Source organism: Pseudomonas frederiksbergensis, from assembly GCF_003732275.1.
Lineage (GTDB): Bacteria > Pseudomonadota > Gammaproteobacteria > Pseudomonadales > Pseudomonadaceae > Aquipseudomonas > Aquipseudomonas frederiksbergensis_H.
Genome location: NZ_MOBM01000013.1, coordinates 1 through 17,447 on the forward strand (window position 1 = coordinate 1; position 17,447 = coordinate 17,447).

The 17,447-nt window shown below is 57.4% G+C and carries 13 protein-coding genes and 1 pseudogene; 7 read left to right on the forward strand and 7 right to left on the reverse strand.

Going from position 1 to position 17,447, the window contains the following annotated elements; all coding sequences use genetic code 11:
- Nucleotides 1-3,683: M10 family metallopeptidase (locus tag BK662_RS11400; protein WP_185047112.1), on the reverse strand; the 3,683-nt coding region annotated here is incomplete at its 3' end.
- Between the two features lie 211 nt (nucleotides 3,684-3,894).
- On the opposite strand from BK662_RS11400, the gene BK662_RS11405 reads away from it, so the two are divergent.
- Together BK662_RS11405 and BK662_RS11410 are read left to right on the forward strand one after the other, a co-directional pair.
- Nucleotides 3,895-4,539: an MBL fold metallo-hydrolase gene (locus BK662_RS11405; RefSeq protein WP_123358146.1), complete on the forward strand. Its 645-nt coding sequence runs from the start codon at nucleotides 3,895-3,897 to the stop codon at nucleotides 4,537-4,539.
- Between the two features lie 117 nt (nucleotides 4,540-4,656).
- Entirely contained in the window at nucleotides 4,657-5,382 is a 726-nt protein-coding gene (locus BK662_RS11410) for a YiaD family glycine zipper/OmpA-like lipoprotein (RefSeq protein WP_123358147.1), read from the forward strand.
- A gap of 253 nt (nucleotides 5,383-5,635) precedes the next feature.
- On the opposite strand, the gene BK662_RS11415 is transcribed toward BK662_RS11410, so the two are convergent.
- Nucleotides 5,636-6,070 carry a Z-ring associated ZapG family protein gene (locus tag BK662_RS11415; RefSeq protein ID WP_123358148.1) on the reverse strand — a complete coding sequence of 145 codons (435 nt, stop codon included), beginning with the start codon at nucleotides 6,068-6,070 and terminating at the stop codon, nucleotides 5,636-5,638.
- A 144-nt stretch (nucleotides 6,071-6,214) separates the two neighbouring features.
- On the opposite strand from BK662_RS11415, the gene BK662_RS11420 reads away from it, so the two are divergent.
- The 3 genes from BK662_RS11420 to zapE all read left to right on the forward strand — a co-directional run bounded on the left by BK662_RS11420 (nucleotide 6,215) and on the right by zapE (nucleotide 9,409).
- Nucleotides 6,215-6,844 (forward strand): alpha/beta hydrolase, encoded by a 630-nt coding sequence (locus tag BK662_RS11420; protein WP_123358149.1) that lies wholly within the window; start codon nucleotides 6,215-6,217, stop codon nucleotides 6,842-6,844.
- Nucleotides 6,845-6,868: 24 nt separating this feature from the next.
- Nucleotides 6,869-8,224: a tryptophan--tRNA ligase gene (locus BK662_RS11425; RefSeq protein ID WP_123358150.1), complete on the forward strand. Its 1,356-nt coding sequence runs from the start codon at nucleotides 6,869-6,871 to the stop codon at nucleotides 8,222-8,224.
- 90 nt (nucleotides 8,225-8,314) lie between these two features.
- Complete coding sequence (gene zapE, locus BK662_RS11430) at nucleotides 8,315-9,409, forward strand: cell division protein ZapE (RefSeq protein ID WP_123358151.1); 1,095 nt, start codon at nucleotides 8,315-8,317, stop codon at nucleotides 9,407-9,409.
- A gap of 56 nt (nucleotides 9,410-9,465) precedes the next feature.
- On the opposite strand, the gene BK662_RS11435 is transcribed toward zapE, so the two are convergent.
- From BK662_RS11435 to BK662_RS11450, 4 genes and pseudogenes are all read right to left on the reverse strand, one after another.
- Complete coding sequence (locus BK662_RS11435) at nucleotides 9,466-10,446, reverse strand: asparaginase (protein ID WP_123358152.1); 981 nt, start codon at nucleotides 10,444-10,446, stop codon at nucleotides 9,466-9,468.
- 77 nt (nucleotides 10,447-10,523) lie between these two features.
- Nucleotides 10,524-11,732 (reverse strand): threonine/serine exporter family protein, encoded by a 1,209-nt coding sequence (locus tag BK662_RS11440; protein WP_123358153.1) that lies wholly within the window; start codon nucleotides 11,730-11,732, stop codon nucleotides 10,524-10,526.
- A gap of 16 nt (nucleotides 11,733-11,748) precedes the next feature.
- Nucleotides 11,749-12,636 carry a nitrilase family protein gene (locus BK662_RS11445; protein WP_123358154.1) on the reverse strand — a complete coding sequence of 296 codons (888 nt, stop codon included), beginning with the start codon at nucleotides 12,634-12,636 and terminating at the stop codon, nucleotides 11,749-11,751.
- Nucleotides 12,637-12,831: 195 nt separating this feature from the next.
- Nucleotides 12,832-14,594, reverse strand: a pseudogene (locus BK662_RS11450) (flavin monoamine oxidase family protein).
- On the opposite strand from BK662_RS11450, the gene BK662_RS35230 reads away from it, so the two are divergent.
- Nucleotides 14,481-14,747 carry a hypothetical protein gene (locus BK662_RS35230; RefSeq protein WP_259695902.1) on the forward strand — a complete coding sequence of 89 codons (267 nt, stop codon included), beginning with the start codon at nucleotides 14,481-14,483 and terminating at the stop codon, nucleotides 14,745-14,747. The pseudogene BK662_RS11450 and the gene BK662_RS35230 sit on opposite strands and share 114 nt — an antisense overlap.
- 293 nt (nucleotides 14,748-15,040) lie before the next feature.
- Here the strand turns inward: BK662_RS35230 and BK662_RS11455 are convergent, their stop codons facing one another.
- Complete coding sequence (locus BK662_RS11455) at nucleotides 15,041-15,937, reverse strand: GlxA family transcriptional regulator (protein WP_173667540.1); 897 nt, start codon at nucleotides 15,935-15,937, stop codon at nucleotides 15,041-15,043.
- Between the two features lie 244 nt (nucleotides 15,938-16,181).
- Here BK662_RS11455 and BK662_RS11460 point away from each other — a divergent pair, with 244 nt between their 5' ends.
- Nucleotides 16,182-17,318: an acyl-CoA dehydrogenase family protein gene (locus BK662_RS11460; RefSeq protein ID WP_008004989.1), complete on the forward strand. Its 1,137-nt coding sequence runs from the start codon at nucleotides 16,182-16,184 to the stop codon at nucleotides 17,316-17,318.
- Nucleotides 17,319-17,447: the final 129 nt, after the last annotated feature.

Below are 17,447 nucleotides of genomic sequence, written 5' to 3' on the forward strand. Positions count from 1 at the left end.
CCGGTCATGCGGTTGTTGACCGCGCTGCCGGTGCCGTTGAGGTTGGCATTGCCGGTGAGGATCAGGTTCTCGATGTTGCCGCCGAGGGTGTAGTCGATGGACGAGAACACCCGGTCGAGCGCGGTCAGCGAAGCATCGGTTTCGATCAGCGCATCGCCGACGTTGTCGACGTAATAAGTGTCGACGCCATCGCCACCGATCAGGGTGTCGGCGCCGAGGCCGCCGTCCAGGGTGTTGGCTTCGGCGTTGCCGGTCAGGCTGTTGTTCAGCGCGTTGCCGGAGCCGTTGATCGCGTTGCCGGTCAACACCAGGTTTTCCAGGTTGGCGCCCAGTGTCCAGTCCACCGAGGAGCGCACGTTGTCGATCTCGTTGGCCAGGGTGGTGGTTTCGGTGATGGTGTCGCCAAGGTTGTCGACGATGTAGGTGTCGTTGCCCAGACCGCCGATCAGGGTGTCGGTACCGAGGCCACCGTCTAGGATGTTGGCGCCATCGTTACCGGTCATGCGGTTGTTGACCGTGGTGCCGGTGCCGTTGAGGTTGGCATTGCCGGTGAGGATCAGGTTCTCGACATTGGCGCCGAGGGTGTAGTCGATGGCCGAGAACACCCGGTCGAGCGCGGTCAGCGAAGCATCGGTCTCGATCACCGTATCGCCGAGGTTGTCGACGTAGTAAGTGTCGACGCCGTCACCACCGATCAGGGTGTCGGTGCCCACGCCACCTTCGAGGGTATCGTCACCGGCACCGCCGCTGAGTGTATTGTTCCCGGTGTTGCCCACCAATACGTTGTTCTGGCTATTGCCGGCGCCGCCGAGGTTGTCGCCGCCGGTGAGGAACAGGTTCTCCACGTTGGCGGCCAGCGTCCAGCTGACCGACGAACGCACGGTGTCGGTTTCGCCGGCCAGTGCGCTGGTTTCAGTGATGGTGTCGCCAAGGTTGTCGATGATGTAGGTGTCGTTGCCCAGACCGCCGATGAGGGTGTCGGCACCGAGGCCACCGTCGAGGATGTTGACGCCATCGTTACCGGTCATGCGGTTGTTGACCGCGCTGCCGGTGCCGTTGAGGTTGGCATTGCCGGTGAGGATCAGGTTCTCGATGTTGCCGCCGAGGGTGTAGTCGATGGACGAGAACACCCGGTCGAGCGCGGTCAGCGAAGCATCGGTTTCGATCAGCGCATCGCCGACGTTGTCGACGTAATAAGTGTCGACGCCATCGCCACCGATCAGGGTGTCGGCGCCGAGGCCGCCGTCCAGGGTGTTGGCTTCGGCGTTGCCGGTCAGCACGTTGCCGAGACTGTTACCGTTAAGGTTGATTGCCGCATTGCCCAGCAGTACGCCGTCTTCGACGTTGGCGCCCAAGGTGAAGCTGACTGATGTACGTACCCGATCATGGCCTTCGTTGGCAGACTCGATCACCTGGTCGTTGATGTTGTCGACAACGTAAGTGTCATCACCGACAAGACCGAAAAGCGCGTCCGCTCCGGCGCCGCCATCAAGGGTATTGTTGCCGATGTTCCCGGTGATGCGGTTTTCGCTGTAGTTGCCGGTGCCGTTGAGGTTATCGGTGCCGGTGAGGGTCAGCGCTTCGAGGTTAATATCCAGGGTGTAGCTGGTGAGCGCGTAAACGCTATCGTAGTCGTTGAACCAGCCCTCGACGATGACGTCAGCGGTGTTTTCAACGATGTAGATGTCATTGCCGTCGCCGCCGATCAATTTGTCGGTACCGAGGCCACCATTGAGGATGTTATCGCCCGAGTTGCCAGTCAGAACGTTGTTCAGTTCATTGCCGTCGAGGTTCAGAGTGGCGCTGCCCAGCAGTTCTCCGTCTTCAAAGTTGGCGTCGAGGGTGTAGCTGACAGAGGTGCGTACCAGGTCACGACCTTCGTTCGCCTGTTCGACCAGCGTGTCATTCAGGCTGTTGATCACGTAGGTGTCGTTGCCTGCCCCGCCTTGCAGGGTGTTGGCAAAATCGTTGCCGATCAGGGTGTTGTCTTTAATATTGCCCAATACATCAAAGGCGCCTGGACCGTTCAGTGTGACGTTTTCGAAGTTGCTCAGTGTGCTGCTGTTCAAATCGATGAGGGTATTGTTTTGCACGCCGTAGTTGAGAATCAGGGTGTCGCTGCCCTGATTGGCGTTTTCTTTCGCAAGATTCAGTTCGGCGACTTGATCAATGACGTAAACGTCGTTGCCAGCACCCCCGATCATTGTGTCCAGGCCACCCTGACCGTCGAGTACGTTGCTGCCGGCGTTACCGGTCAGGACGTTACCCTGGCTGTTGCCCACGACATTGACGTTTGCGCTGCCGCTGAGCTCAAGGTTTTCCAGGTTGTTACCCAGTGTCCAGCTCACCGATGTGCGCACGGTGTCGACCTCGCTCACGACGGTGCTGGTCTCGAGGATGACATCACCGACGTTGTCGACCACGTACGTGTCGTTGCCGGCGCCGCCAATCAGTGTATCGGCCCCTTCGTCACCGTCGAGGATGTTGTTGCCGGCGTTACCGGTGATCACGTTACTCGACGCGTTGCCGTAGCCATTGATATTGGTGCTGGTTTGCAGCGTCAGGTTTTCCACGTTCTGGTTGTTAAGCAGGTTGTAGGTGGCCGTGGAAAAAACCGAATCGATTTCGCTGGTTGAGGTTCCGGTCTCGAAGAGCCTGTCATCCCGATTGTCGACGTAATAGGTATCGTTGCCGGCACCGCCATACATCGAGTCCGTACCTGTGCCGCCATTCAGGACGTTGTCCAGGTCGTTGCCGCGCAGTATGTCGTTGTAGTTAGAACCAGTGGCATTTTCTATCTTGGCGCCGTAGGCAATGCCCAGACCGCTGATGAAAATAGATCCGCCAGTTCCAGTGAGAAGAGGCAGGCCGATGGAACTGTACGTGCCCTCATTTAAATTGATGCTGACGCTGTCCGCCTGGCTGCTCGCATCAATTGTGTCATTGCCGCCGGCATCCCAGATGGTCTCGAAAACCGGTTGGTAGGCTTCCCAGCTGTAGACGTTGTCACCGGTTTGCCAATGGGTGTTGGCGCCGTACAGCGCCTGGATGGCGAGGATGTCCAGCACCATCGGCGTCGTCGGCTGATAGGAGTAAGAGTTGTTGTAACTCATGACCGTGTAACGGACATCGTCCAGTGCCGGGTCGAGAATCGTGCTATTTGACGAATTGGCGGAGAACGGATGCTTGAGACCCAGGGCATGACCGATTTCGTGGATGTAGGTCATAAAGTCATAAGTACCCTTGGTCGGGTACTCGTTGGCCGGCTCGCCGATCCAGACGTCACCGCCCTGCGGAGTGTTGGAGGGGGTGTACGCCCAGGCAGCTGCTTGATTACCCATCAACCCATAGCCACCGAAACGCAAGTCGCCGACGTTCGAGATGTTGTCGGTGGTCTGGGTGAAGTTGATATTGGCCACTGCGCTCCAGGCCGCAAGCGCACTCATGATGCCGTTTTTCTGATCGCCGGAAAGGGTATAAATCGCGTTATATTCGTTATCGGCGCTGTAATTGATGGCGAAATAGGAAGTGTTTGGCTCGATAAAGCTGTAACTCAGGTTGGTCGGGCCGTCGATGGTCCAATTGGAGCCCACCCAGTAGGATCCGGAAAGCAGGCTGTCGAGCGCTTTATAGCCCGTCAATTTTGAAGAAAGACTTAAAGAGTAACCAAGAGGCGTAGGCATGCGAAAATTCCTGAGTGCGCTGCGGCCCTTCCCGGATGCGACCGCTACAAAAGTACGATTTTGCACCATAACTGATGCGTTGACATCATATGGCCACTATTTTTTATTTGGTGGCGTCAAATAACTGGCCCGACGAACTGTATCGGCGGGTGACGTAGAAATTTAAGCAAAGCGCTCTGCATTTCGTTCAATAACAGGCCATCGATTTCCCATGACCATTGCGAATCCCACCCTCATCCGCGAAACCTTCCCCGTCGGCCCTCTCCAGTGCAACTGCACAATCATCGGCGACCCGATCACCAAAAAAGCCATCGTGGTCGACCCGGGCGGCAATCATGAACTGATCCTCGCGCGTCTAGACGCCTTGGGCCTGAAGGTGGTCAGCATCATCCACACCCATGCGCACCTCGATCACTTCCTGGCTTCCGGGCAGCTCAAGGAGAAAACCGGCGCGACGCTGCACCTGCATAAAGAAGATCAATTTCTCTGGGACAACCTGGAAATGCAGTGCCAGATGTTCGGTGTGCCTTACACCCCCGTGCCATCGCCAGATCGCTGGCTGGCCGACGATGAAGAGCTGGCTTGCGGGTGTGGCGTGGCGTTGCACACGCCGGGTCATACACCAGGTTCCATGAGCTTTTGGTTTTCAGAGGCTAAGCTGCTGATTGCCGGTGATACGCTATTCAAGCGCGGGGTAGGGCGCACGGATTTATGGGGAGGCGATCAGGCGACTCTCGTGCGTTCGATCAAGCAACGGTTGTATACCCTCGACGAAGAGGCGACGGTGGTGACCGGGCATGGTCCGGACACCTGTCTGGGCGATGAAATGCGCGGTAACCCTTTTGTGCGAGCCTGATGTTGTCGTTGTAAAAGGCACGACGGAATTTTTGGCGTTGGTCATGATCCAACGCCCGCTAAGGTTCATTGCTTAAGTCCGCTGCACCACAGAATGCAAAAAAAGTAGGAGCTCTCCATGTTCACCTCGCGTCGTTTGATTATTGTCGCTACTGCTGTGGCTATGTTGTCCGGTTGCGCCTCGCAGAACCCTTATGACAACCAGGGTCAGGCTGATGGCGGCTCTACGGGCATGAGCAAAACCGCCAAATACGGTGGCCTCGGCGCGCTGGCTGGTGCATTGGCCGGTGCTGCCATCGGTCACGATAACCGTGGCAAGGGCGCGCTGATTGGCGCCGCCGTGGTGGGGGCTTCTGCCGCCGGTTACGGTTATTACGCCGACCAGCAGGAGAAAAAATTGCGGGCCAGCATGGCCAACACTGGGGTTGAAGTGCAGCGCCAGGGCGATCAGATCAAGCTGATCATGCCGGGCAACATCACATTCGCCACCGATTCGGCGAACATCGCGTCGGGCTTCTACCAGCCGCTGAACAACCTGGCGGGCTCGCTCAAGGAGTTCAACCAGAACCAGATCGAGATCGTCGGCTACACCGACAGCACCGGCAGCCGTCAGCACAACATGGACCTGTCCCAGCGTCGTGCCCAAAGTGTGGCGACTTACCTGACCTCGCAGGGTGTCAGCGGCGCCAACCTGTCGGCGCGCGGTGCCGGACCGGATAACCCGATTGCCAGCAATGGTGATGTGAATGGCCGGGCGCAGAACCGCCGCGTCGAGGTCAACCTGAAGCCGATTCCTGGTCAGGAGTATCAGCAGCAGGGCCAACCTGTTCAGCAGTATCAGTAACAGCCTGACTGAACCCCAGGCGTACAAAAGCCCGCCCGATCCTCAACAGATCGGGCGGTTTTTGTTGGCTGTTCAGTCCCTATCGCGAGCAGGCTCGCTCCCACAGGTGACCGCGTACCGATTCAGCAACTCGGTCTAGTGTGGGAGCGATCCTGCTCGCGATGAGGCCCGCGCTGGCAAAGAAGACATCAGCAGCAAAAAAGCCCTCGGACGATCACTCATCCGAGGGCTTTTTGTGTTGCGCGAAACCTGATTACTTCTTCAGGCCGTAATGCTCATCAAGCATGCCCGGCGCGTTCGGGGCTTTGGGGGCGTAGTCGCGAGGCGGTTCCTGATCGCGCGGTGGCGTCAGACGTTCCCGTGGAGCCTGCGCCGCGTCAGCGTGCAGGGCAGCCAGCAAGCGTTGGCGAGTCTGCTCGTCCAGGGCCAGACGGTTGGCGCCCTCGGCGAGATGATCCTGCACTTCCTGATAGCTCTGAGTCAGTTTCTTGACCAGTGTTGCAGTGCTGTTGAAGTGGGTGACCACTTCGTTCTGATAACTGTCAAAACGTTCCTGAATATCATCCAGCTGACGTTGCGTGCGGTTAGGCGCGGCATTCGGCACCAGGCGAGCGATCAGGAATCCAATGGCGACACCCACAACCAGGGCAAGAGTCGGCAACAACCAAACTAAGAGCGAGTGTTCCACGAGTCCTTCCTCTATAAACGGCTTTGCTTTACGTTAACGGCTCGAACCTGCGCTGTATACCGCGATTCACTCGCAATAGATTGGCACAGACAATTGGCTAGACGAGTCGACCCGATTCGAGGTCACGGAGTTCCTTCCTTGCTTATGCGCGAAACCCCTGTAGTGATTGATGGCCCGATCGGCCAGCTGGAAGCCCTTTACCTGGAAAATGACCAGCCCTGCGGCCTGGCGCTGATCTGCCACCCCAACCCGGTGCAGGGCGGCACCATGCTCAACAAAGTCGTCTCGACCTTGCAGCGCACCGCGCGCGACGCCGGTTTGATTACCTTGCGTTTCAATTACCGTGGCGTCGGCGCCAGTGAAGGCACGCACGACATGGGCACTGGCGAAGTCGACGATGCCCAGGCGGCGGCCGAGTGGCTGCGGGCCAAACATCCTGACGTGCCCCTGACCCTGTTCGGTTTCTCCTTCGGCGGATTTGTTGCAGCAAGTCTCGGCGGGCGTCTGGAAGCCAAAGGCGAGCAGCTCAAGCATTTGTTCATGGTCGCCCCCGCCGTCATGCGCTTGGGCGATCAGGATCAACTGCCGCAACAAGGCACATTGACCCTGATTCAGCCGGAAACCGACGAAGTCATCGATCCACAGCTCGTTTACGACTGGTCCGACGCACTCGATCGCCCCCATGAGCTGCTGAAAGTGGCAGAATGCGGACACTTTTTTCATGGCAAGCTGACCGATCTCAAGGATCTGATCCTGCCGCGTCTTTCGAATTGATTGCAGTCTGACAAGCGATTACCCATGACGACTCGTACCCGTATCCTCACCGGCATCACCACCACCGGCACGCCGCACCTGGGCAATTACGCCGGCGCTATCCGCCCGGCGATCATCGCCAGTCGTGACAGCAATGCCGATTCGTTCTACTTCCTGGCCGACTACCACGCCCTGATCAAATGCGATGACCCGCTGCGCATCCAGCGCTCGCGTCTGGAAATCGCCGCGACCTGGCTGGCCGGTGGCCTGGACGTGGACCGCGTGACTTTCTATCGCCAGTCCGACATCCCGGAAATCCCTGAACTGACCTGGCTGCTGACCTGCGTGGCCGCCAAGGGCCTGCTCAACCGCGCCCATGCCTACAAGGCCTCGGTGGACAAGAACGTCGAGACCGGCGAAGACCCGGACGCCGGCATCACCATGGGCTTGTACAGCTACCCGGTGCTGATGGCTGCGGACATTCTGATGTTCAACGCCCACAAAGTGCCGGTCGGTCGTGATCAGATCCAGCACGTGGAAATGGCGCGGGATATTGGTCAGCGCTTCAACCACTTGTTTGGCCAGGGCAAAGAGTTCTTCACCATGCCCGAAGCGCTGATCGAGGAAAGCGTCGCCACCTTGCCGGGCCTCGACGGTCGCAAGATGTCGAAGAGCTACGACAACACCATTCCGTTGTTCAGCAGCGCCAAAGAGATGAAAGACGCGATTTCGCGGATCGTCACCGACTCCCGTGCCCCGGGCGAAGCCAAGGATCCGGATAACTCGCACCTGTTCACCTTGTTCCAGGCTTTCGCTACGCCGGCACAATCCGACGAGTTCCGCAGCGAATTGCTTCAGGGCCTGGGTTGGGGCGAGGCGAAGAATCGTCTGTTCCAGTTGCTCGACAGCGAATTGGGCGAATCCCGCGAGCGTTATCACCAGCTGATCGAACGCCCGGCGGATCTGGAAGACATCCTGCAACTCGGCGCCAAAAAGGCCCGCTCGGTGGCGACGCCGTTCCTCCACGAACTGCGTGAGGCGGTCGGCCTGCGTTCTTTCGTCGCTCAGACCCAAGTCGCAGCGACCACCAGGAAGAAAGCCGCGAAAGCCGCGCGCTTCGTCAGCTTCCGTGAAGACGACGGTAGTTTTCGCTTCCGTCTGCTGGCGGCCGATGGCGAGCAACTGTTGCTGTCGCGCAACTTCGCCGATGGTAAAACCGCAGGGCAAGTGACCAAGCAATTGCAATCCGGTCAGGCCTTGGACGTGCGCAGTGAAGACCTGAGCTTCAGCGTCTGGCTGGAAGGCGAGTGCGTTGCCGACAGTCCGGCCTTCGCCGACAGCGCTGCTCGCGATGCTGCCATCGGTGCGTTGCGCGTTGCGCTGACACCGGTTCAGGAATAATCAACGGCTCGGTCCGACCAAGGGCCGATTGCCATTCCCACGGGCCGTCGCTACAGTGACGGCCCGTTTTTGTTGCCTTGCTAACGAATTATGACGCCCCTAGAACGATATCAAGCTGATCTGAAACGCCCGGAATTCTTCCACGATGCTGCCCAGGAAACGGCGGTGCGTCATTTGCAGCGTCTGTACGACGATCTGGTCGCGGCCTCGCTGAACAAACCGGGCCTGCTCGGCAAACTGTTTGGCAAGAAAGACCAGGTCCCGGTCAAGGGCCTGTACTTCTGGGGCGGCGTTGGTCGCGGCAAGACTTACCTGGTCGACACCTTCTTCGAAGCGCTGCCGTTCAAGGAAAAGACTCGCACTCACTTCCACCGCTTCATGAAGCGTGTGCATGAAGAGATGAAGACCCTGGGCGGCGAGAAAAACCCGCTGACCATCATCGCCAAGCGTTTCTCCGACGAGTCGCGAGTGATTTGTTTCGATGAGTTCTTCGTCTCCGACATTACCGACGCGATGATCCTTGGCACGCTGATGGAAGAGTTGTTCAAGAACGGTGTGACTCTGGTTGCGACGTCGAACATCGTGCCGGACGGCCTGTACAAGGACGGCCTGCAGCGTGCGCGTTTCCTGCCGGCCATTGCGCTGATCAAGCAGAACACCGAGATCGTCAACGTCGACAGCGGCGTCGATTACCGTCTGCGTCACCTCGAGCAAGCGGAGCTGTTCCACTTTCCGCTGGATGACGCTGCCCAGGAAAGCCTGCGCAAGAGCTTCCGGGCCCTGACACCGGAATGCACGGCAGCCATCGAGAACGACGTGTTGGTGATCGAGAACCGTGAAATCCGTGCCGTACGTACTTGCGATGACGTGGCCTGGTTCGATTTCCGCGAACTCTGCGACGGCCCGCGCAGCCAGAACGATTACATCGAGCTGGGTAAAATCTTCCACGCGGTGTTGCTCAGCAATGTCGAGCAGATGAGCGTCACCACCGACGACATCGCCCGACGCTTTATCAACATGGTCGACGAGTTCTACGACCGTAACGTGAAGCTGATTATTTCTGCCGAAGTCGAGCTCAAAGACCTCTATACCGGCGGTCGCCTGAACTTCGAGTTCCAGCGCACGCTTAGCCGCTTGCTGGAAATGCAGTCACACGAATTCCTGGCCCGGGCGCACAAGCCGTAGACAATTCGAAAACATAAAAAAGGGCCTGCATATGCAGGCCCTTTTTTGTGCGCTTGTCAGTTTTGAACGAGAAAGTGCGCCAGTTCATCTTGTCTCTGACAGCCGATGAGCAGCCACAGCAGGATTCGGGTTTTGCGTGGACAGAGAAATCCAGCCATCGATGCACCTTTACGGATCAGGTCCATCTCGCTGCCAATAAACCCGTAGGTCGATTGAGCCGTGGAGCCAGAACCCGTCCGGGTGGCGACGATGACAGGGATTTTTCTGGCAATGGTTTCAATTGCAGCAGCCCATTCCCCGGAAACGTGTCCTGCACCGAAACCCGCAATCACTAGTCCGTCGTAGCCCAGTTCGAGAATGTTCTCGATTAACAAGGTATCGGCGCAAAGCGACGCTTCCAGAAGGGCAATTTTCTGTGTGGTCTGCTGAGGTAATGGTAGAACCCTTCGCTGAACCGGAAGGCGCAGATAGTTGACGGTGTTTTCCATCAGCATGCCCGCCGGACCAACGATAGGGGAGGAAAATGCCTGCAATGCCAATGAATCGGTTTTGCGGACGGCGTTGGCTGAATGAATCTGTCCGTTCATCACCACGTGAACGCCTCGTTGGCGGCTGTTTTCAGCCAGGGCAACCCGGCAAGCATCCAGCAGATTCGCCGGACCATCGGCCCCTGCCTGATTTGCCGAACGCATGGCGCCGGTCAGGACCAAAGGTTCGTCGTGATCCCACAAGTAATCGAAAAATGTGGCCGTTTCTTCCAGGGTATCCGTCCCCTGTGTGATGACGACACCTGCAGCGCCTTGCCTGACCTGAAAATTCGCCCAAGCAAGAACACTCAGCAAGAACTCGAAATCCAGCGAGGCGCTGGGCAACAGTCCGAGCGTTTCTACGGTGACCCGTGCCAGCGTCGTCAACTCCGGTACCGAGGCCAGCAGGGTTTCGCCGCTGACGGTCGGGATTACCCCTTCGCCGGCGTTGCAGGCTTGCATGCTCACGGTGCCGCCGAGCGCCGCGATGGCGAGTTTGGGCAGGTCCATGTGATACCTCATTTGCTTGTGATGAGAAGTGGCTGTACCCGGACCCGGTCCGTGATACAGCCCAATCGCGACGTTCTTCAGTTGGCTATCAGCAGCCCGATAAACGGAATGATCAGCAATGTGCTGATGGCCATGGCCAGTACATTGCCGATGAAACCATGCATGTCGGCCGGCAACCGCCTGGCAATCGCGCATGCCAGTGGTGGCGCAATCAGTGCCCCCAGCAGTGCGCTGGAGGTGATGACCTGCCAGCTGCCCCCGTACGTCAGAACGGCCGCCGGCACGACTGACACCAACGGAACGTAGGTGGGATACCAGCCGCGCAATATCCATTGCTGACGCCAGATCACTACCCCTAACACCGAGGTCAACGCCTGTGCGGCGATCAGTTGGGGCAGCAAGCCCGTGCCATACACCGGGCTCGTGGGGTTCAAGCTGTAAGCCATCAAGGCGCCCACGATCAAACCGAGGCTGGCCCATTCATTGCCAAAGAACGGCGCTTCCGAAAAGTCGGCCAGCACCCGACGCAGGCTCCACACGACACCATAATCGGGCGTTTTGGTGAGGGCGGGTGCGGGCACAGGGGTGGGCTGTTTCTTGGGTGGGGCGGAGTTCACCAGGCTTGGCATACAACGGCTGAGCAGAAAAGCGCCGACGCTGGCGACCGCCATGCCCGTGACGTTGCCGATCACAGCTGGCAATCCGAGGGGATTGCAGACGTAATTAACGATCAGCAAGCACATCGGAGTGACGAACACGGCGCCCATGATTGCGCCATTGATCGTGACCTTCCAGCCGCCGCCAAACATCAGCACCATCGCCGCCGGCAACGAAACAAAGGCGGCAAACGTGGGTTGCCAGCTGGTCGCCGTGACCGTCCAGCCCCACAGAATGTTGCTCAACAACAGGCCCAGCAACGAGCTGGTGACGAGCCATGGCCATAATCCGCTGCCGTAGCAAATGGTAAAACCTTGCCAGGTTTTTCCCGTTCGATTCGCCCAGTAGGCTAGGTAGGCGCCAGCAAGCAACCCGATCGAAGCGAACTCATGCTTGTAGAACGCCACCTCGCTGATGTCTCCCAAGACCCAACGCAGCCAGGCACTGGGCTCCGGGAGACTCGATACCATGTGACTGTAGTCTGGCCAATGGGCTGACCAGGATGTCCGGTAGGTGAATGAGAGCCAGATGATCAACAGAGTCGTGCCGAGCATCAGCCAGACGATCGCCATATCCAGCCGTGACCTGGCGGCAAGCCGGTTTTGCGGTTTTTCGTTTGTGGTTTCCATCAGTCATGCCCCCTTATCAGCGCGGCAGACAAGGGTGCTGGGTGTAACCGAGCATTTGATCGTAGAGATCGGTTCGACGATCGCGATGCAAATCGTTCAGGTTGTTCCAGATGGGTGCGCTACGCGAACTGGTCAGGTCGATGTCGGCAAACAGGATTTCCTGCTTGTCCGCTGAGGCCACCTGGCCAATCGGCCAGCCGTTGGTGCCCGCGATCAGCGAGCAGCCGAGGTAGCGTGCACCTCGCTCTTCGCCGATTCGGCTCGCCGCCGCTATAAATACATTGTTGACGTGTGCGGCCGTCATCGTCAGATATGACGCCATGCACTTGCCGGCGTCATCAAACAGGGGCGGCGGCGTCCAGACCCAGTTGTTCAGGCTGCAAATGATGTCCGCACCTTGCTGGCTGAGTATTCGCGGTACTTCCGGAAACCAGATATCCCAACAGATCAACAACCCTATGCGGCCTATCGGAGTGTCGAAAACCGGGAAGCCCAGATCGCCCGGCGTGAACCACAGTTTCTCCATATTCCATAAATGAGCTTTTCGATATTTGCCGATAAAGCCGTCAGGTCCGACCAGAACGCCGGTGTTGAACAGGCGCATGCCGTCGCGTTCTGTCAAACCGGCGACCAGATAAACCTTGTGCTGACGAGCAAAGTCCATCCAGCTCTGCACGCTCGCCCCGTCTGGAACCGCCTCCGAATGCTCGAACGCATCCTGCCGGTTGCTGAAGAAATAACCTGTACTTGAAAGCTCAGGCAGGACAATGAGATTCGCACCATCATTTGCCGCTTCCAGAGCCAATTCCAGACTACGACGCAGATTTGTTTCGTGATTTTCCATGCCGACTTGTGGATCGAATTGCACGACTGCTACACGAACAGGGCTTGTTGGCTCGCTCATTCCCGATGACCTCTTTTTTATTGTTATTCACGCTATTTAATTGCGTATTCATAAGAGTCGAATCGGCGCGAGGGCGTAAGTCAGCCATTTCCGTTTAGGGTGTAGTCCGTATCCCAAGATGAAAGGGCGGGGCACTTGGTTTGTGGGGGCGAAGACAGAGCCAATGCACGCCGTGCATGGCTCTGAAGGGGGGGATCAGGTTCCGACGTTATAGTGCGGGTAGTCGCTCATGGAAAAACCGCCCTGGAAGGCCGCGGCAGTTTTGTTGCAGATATGGATGACCGCATCGACGGCACCCCGAAAGCATGGCTCGGTCCAGCCGGCGTCGACTGAAAATGACTCCCCGGAAAAATACAAACCTGAAACATGCGCGAAGTCCCGGTTGTACTTCATCAGGCTCACGGCGTTGTAGTAGGTGCCAGGTCGGTATAACTTTGCGCAACCCAGCGCATTTTTATCGGTCATCCAACGTTGGACCACGGCTTGATCAAGGCCGATATACGAAGAGATTTTCTCCTGGATGTTGGCGGAGTTCATGAGGATCCGGTCCAGCTCTTTGGCGCACTTGTGCACCAATTCCTTGTCGGTGAATGAGGCTAGTTTGGTGGCGTCATCCTCCCATGTGTAACTTAAAAGGATGCAGTCATAGCTATAGCTATCGTTGTAGCGATAGGTGTAGACGTCATGAATGAAACTGTCAGTGACGATGGCTTGCGGGATTTTGCTGTTTTTTGAAAGGAAGGATTTTTTTAACGGTGCGAAGACTTTGCAACTGGTTTCCCAATGCGCGGTTTTATAGGCATTGATCGTCTCGAACGGAAGCATCTGTGGCGTGAAGTTTTCAAGCTTGATGCGAGTTTCTATCAGCCAGGAGGGAAGGGTCATGATGACCGAATCAAAGTCATCGAAGTGCTCCTGGATTTGCTCGGGTTGGCTGTGTTTCCATTTGTAGTAGACGCGTGTTTTCTGGTTCGTCAGTTTTTTGAGTTTTGTAACGGATGAGTCCGTGAGCAAACCGTTGTTCCTTTCCCGGCAGTGTTCGTAGAAGGACTTTCCGGTTTCGTCGGTTTTCATGAACAGCAGGCATTCGTCCAGCGCTGCGAGTCCGATGTAGCGGGGCCTGTCGAAATTCAGCCCCATCGAGTCAAAAACGGCTTCGTTGTGCAGGTAGGGTGAATCCAGCGGATCGCCAGTTGAGTCCACCCGACCATGGATCAATTGCAGTTGGCTGCTGAATCCAAAAATGGCAGTGCGCAGGGGGTAAAGGGAGCAGATATCGTAAAAGGCCCCCCAGCTACCGTCGCCGATGCCGATGGCATAGAAGATCGCAGACTCCTGTGCGGACATTCCCATTCCGCCAAAGTCCCCTGGTGAACGTTCATCCCAGGCTTGCAGAGCGGGCATGCTGACCAGATCGCGAAACGAAACGCTCTCGTATTTTTCAACGATAGCGGCCCACATGGCTTCCCATTCCTGGCTGGCGTAAACCTCTGCGACGTGCCGGGTCATGCGATCGGCAAAGGCTTTCCACTTCGCATAAACTTTTTGCAGTTCTTCACCGGGAGGTGGTGTCTGGCCATCTTCATTTTTCCAGATCAGCATCTGCGGAGTCGGTCCGCCGCTCATGCTGCCCTCTCGCAGATAGATCCCGGTCGAGGTGACCCATTGGCTTCCGGGATTGGCAAAATCTGAAAACGCCAGGTCGAACCCTTTGCGTAGTAGGCCATCAGCGACCGGCCCTCTGTCGGAGGCTCGTCCGCCCGATTGAAGAAGGGCATGCGCATGGCTCCCATTTCAAACGGTGTATGGCTTATCGATGAGTGCGGGCTTCCAGGAACGGTCAGGTGTCTGCCACCTATGCGTCTGGATTGTTCTATGAGGGTGATGTGGGTGAACCCGCAACGATAAAGTTCTCTGGCAGCCGTCAGTCCGGTGACACCGGCGCCAATAATGCAGATTTTATGTTGCGGATCAGTTGCCTTGGCGATGCCATTTTCCTGTTCAACCAATGCTCGATAGTCGAAGCACAAGTCGGGTGGATTTGGAAAGCGAGTCGCCCATTTGCTTTCAGCCGAGCGCTTGGTTCGAACGGCTTCCTTTGCTACGAATGACGGGTAGTTGTAGCTTGATCCGATGGTCACTGTTGATCTTCCCTGATGGTGTTTTCAGGGAACGATGTTGAAGTTTTTAAGGGGCGGTGTCTGTGAGCAGAATCGAGTGCCCAGGCGTTCTGTATTCCGCTTTTTGCGTAGGAAAATGCATAGCGAAAGAATTGCGCACGCAAAACTTGATGTGGGGGCGAGCCTGCTCGCGATTGCGGTGTGTCAGTCACATCAATGTTTAATGTGATACCGCTATCGCGAGCAGGCTCGCTCCCACATGGGATGTGTGTTGGATTTGAGTATTACGCCGCTTGCTGAAACTGCTGCCGATACTGGTTCGGCGACAACTCCGTGTGCTGGCGGAACAGCCGGGCGAAGAAGCTTGCATCGTCGTAACCGACTTCATAGCTGATGGTCTTGATGCTCTTGCGGCTGCCGGACAACAAGCCCTTGGCGGTTTCGATGCGCAGTCGCTGCAGGTAATGCAGCGGTTTGTCGCCGGTGGCGGTCTGGAAACGGCGCATGAAGTTGCGGATGCTCATACCGTGCTCGCGGGCCACGTCTTCGAAGCGGAACTTGTCGGCGAAGTGCTCTTCGAGCCAATGCTGGATTTGCAGGATGATCACGTCCTGGTGCAGTTTCTGCCCGCCAAAACCGATCCGTCCCGGCGCATAGCTGCGTTGCACTTCGTAAAGAATGTCGCGGGCCACGGCCTGGGCCACATTGGCGCCGCAAAAGCGCTCGATCAGGTAGATGTAGAGGTCACAGGCCGAAGTGGTGCCGCCGGCGCAATACAGGTTGTCGGCGTCGGTCAGGTGTTTGTCCTGATTGAGCTGGACCTGCGGGAAGCGCTCGGCAAACGCATTGAAGAAACGCCAGTAGGTCGTCGCTTCCTTGCCATCGAGCAACCCGGCCTCGGCCAGCCAGAACACGCCGGTGGCCTCGCCACACAACACGGCGCCGCGAGCATGCTGCTGACGCAACCATGGCAAGACCTGTGGATAACGTTTGCAGAGGGTGTCGAAATCGTCCCAGAAGGCGGGAAGGATGATGACGTCGGCGTTTTCCAGGCCGCCGTCCACCGGCATGATCACATCGCTGAAGCTGTTCACCGGTTTGCCGTCGGGGCTGACCAGCCGGGTTTCAAACGCCGGTGTCAGGCCGTGGCCCAGTTGTTTGCCATAGCGCAGGCTGGCCAGATGGAAGAAATCCTTGGCTTGCATGAGGGTGGAAGCGAAAACCCGGTCGATAGCCAGGATGCTGACGCGCCGTAAGGGCGTGGAGACTTGGTTAGACATAATTCAACTTTATTCTTATAGGGGAAAGTGGTCACCAGACGGCTGGATCGTCTTATTTTTTGTCGGATGTGTCCAGTGTCCTGTATCGGAAGCGAGGCTTAGTCTCTAAAGGTCAATTCCGTCTAACGATAACGACAGGTGCCGCATGATCCCCAGAACCTTGTTCAGCTCCGAGCACGAACTTTTTCGCGACAGCGTGCGAACGTTCCTCGAAAAAGAGGCCGTGCCGTTCCATGGGCAATGGGAAAAACAAGGCTATATCGACCGCCAACTCTGGAACAAGGCGGGGGAGGCGGGGATGCTCTGTTCGCATCTGCCGGAAGAATACGGCGGGCTGGGGGCTGACTTTCTCTACAGTGCGGTGGTGATTGAAGAGGTCGGCCGCCTGGGTCTGACCGGCATCGGCTTTTCTCTTCATTCGGACATTGTGGCGCCTTACATCCTGCATTACGGCAGTGAAGCGCTGAAACACAAATACCTGCCAAAACTGGTGTCTGGTGAGATGGTCACCGCGATTGCCATGACCGAGCCGGGGGCCGGTTCCGACCTGCAAGGGGTGAAAACCACTGCCGTGCTGGATGGCGACGAGTACGTGATCAATGGTTCGAAAACCTTCATCACCAATGGTTTTCTGGCGGACCTGGTGATCGTGGTGGCCAAGACCGATCCGAAGGCAGGGGCGAAGGGCACCAGTCTGTTTCTGGTGGAGGCTAATACGCCGGGCTTCGCCAAGGGCAAGCGTCTGGAAAAGGTCGGCATGAAGGCCCAGGACACCTCGGAGCTGTTCTTCCAGGACGTTCGGGTGCCCAAGGAAAACCTGCTGGGCCAGGCCGGGATGGGCTTCGCTTACCTGATGCAGGAACTGCCCCAGGAGCGTCTGACGGTCGCGGTAGGTGGATTGGCATCAGCCGAAGCGGCGTTGCAATGGACGCTGGATTACACCCGTGAGCGCAAGGCGTTCGGCAAGGCCATCGCCGACTTCCAGAACACCCGCTTCAAACTCGCTGAAATGGCGACCGAAATCCAGATCGGCCGGGTTTTCGTCGATCGCTGCCTGGAACTGCATCTGCAAGGCAAGCTCGACGTGCCGACGGCGGCAATGGCCAAGTACTGGGGCACCGACCTGCAATGCAAGGTGCTCGATGAATGTGTGCAGTTGCATGGCGGTTACGGGTTCATGTGGGAATACCCGATCGCCCGGGCGTGGGCAGATGCGCGGGTGCAGCGGATCTATGCCGGGACCAATGAGATCATGAAGGAGATTATTGCGCGGTCGCTTTGATGCGGCAGTGATTGTCAGACCGCTATCGCGAGCAGGCTCGCTCCCACACTGGATTTATGTCCGACCACCATTTTGTGATCGGCACGGATCCATGTGGGAGCGAGCCTGCTCGCGATTGGGCCTATGAAT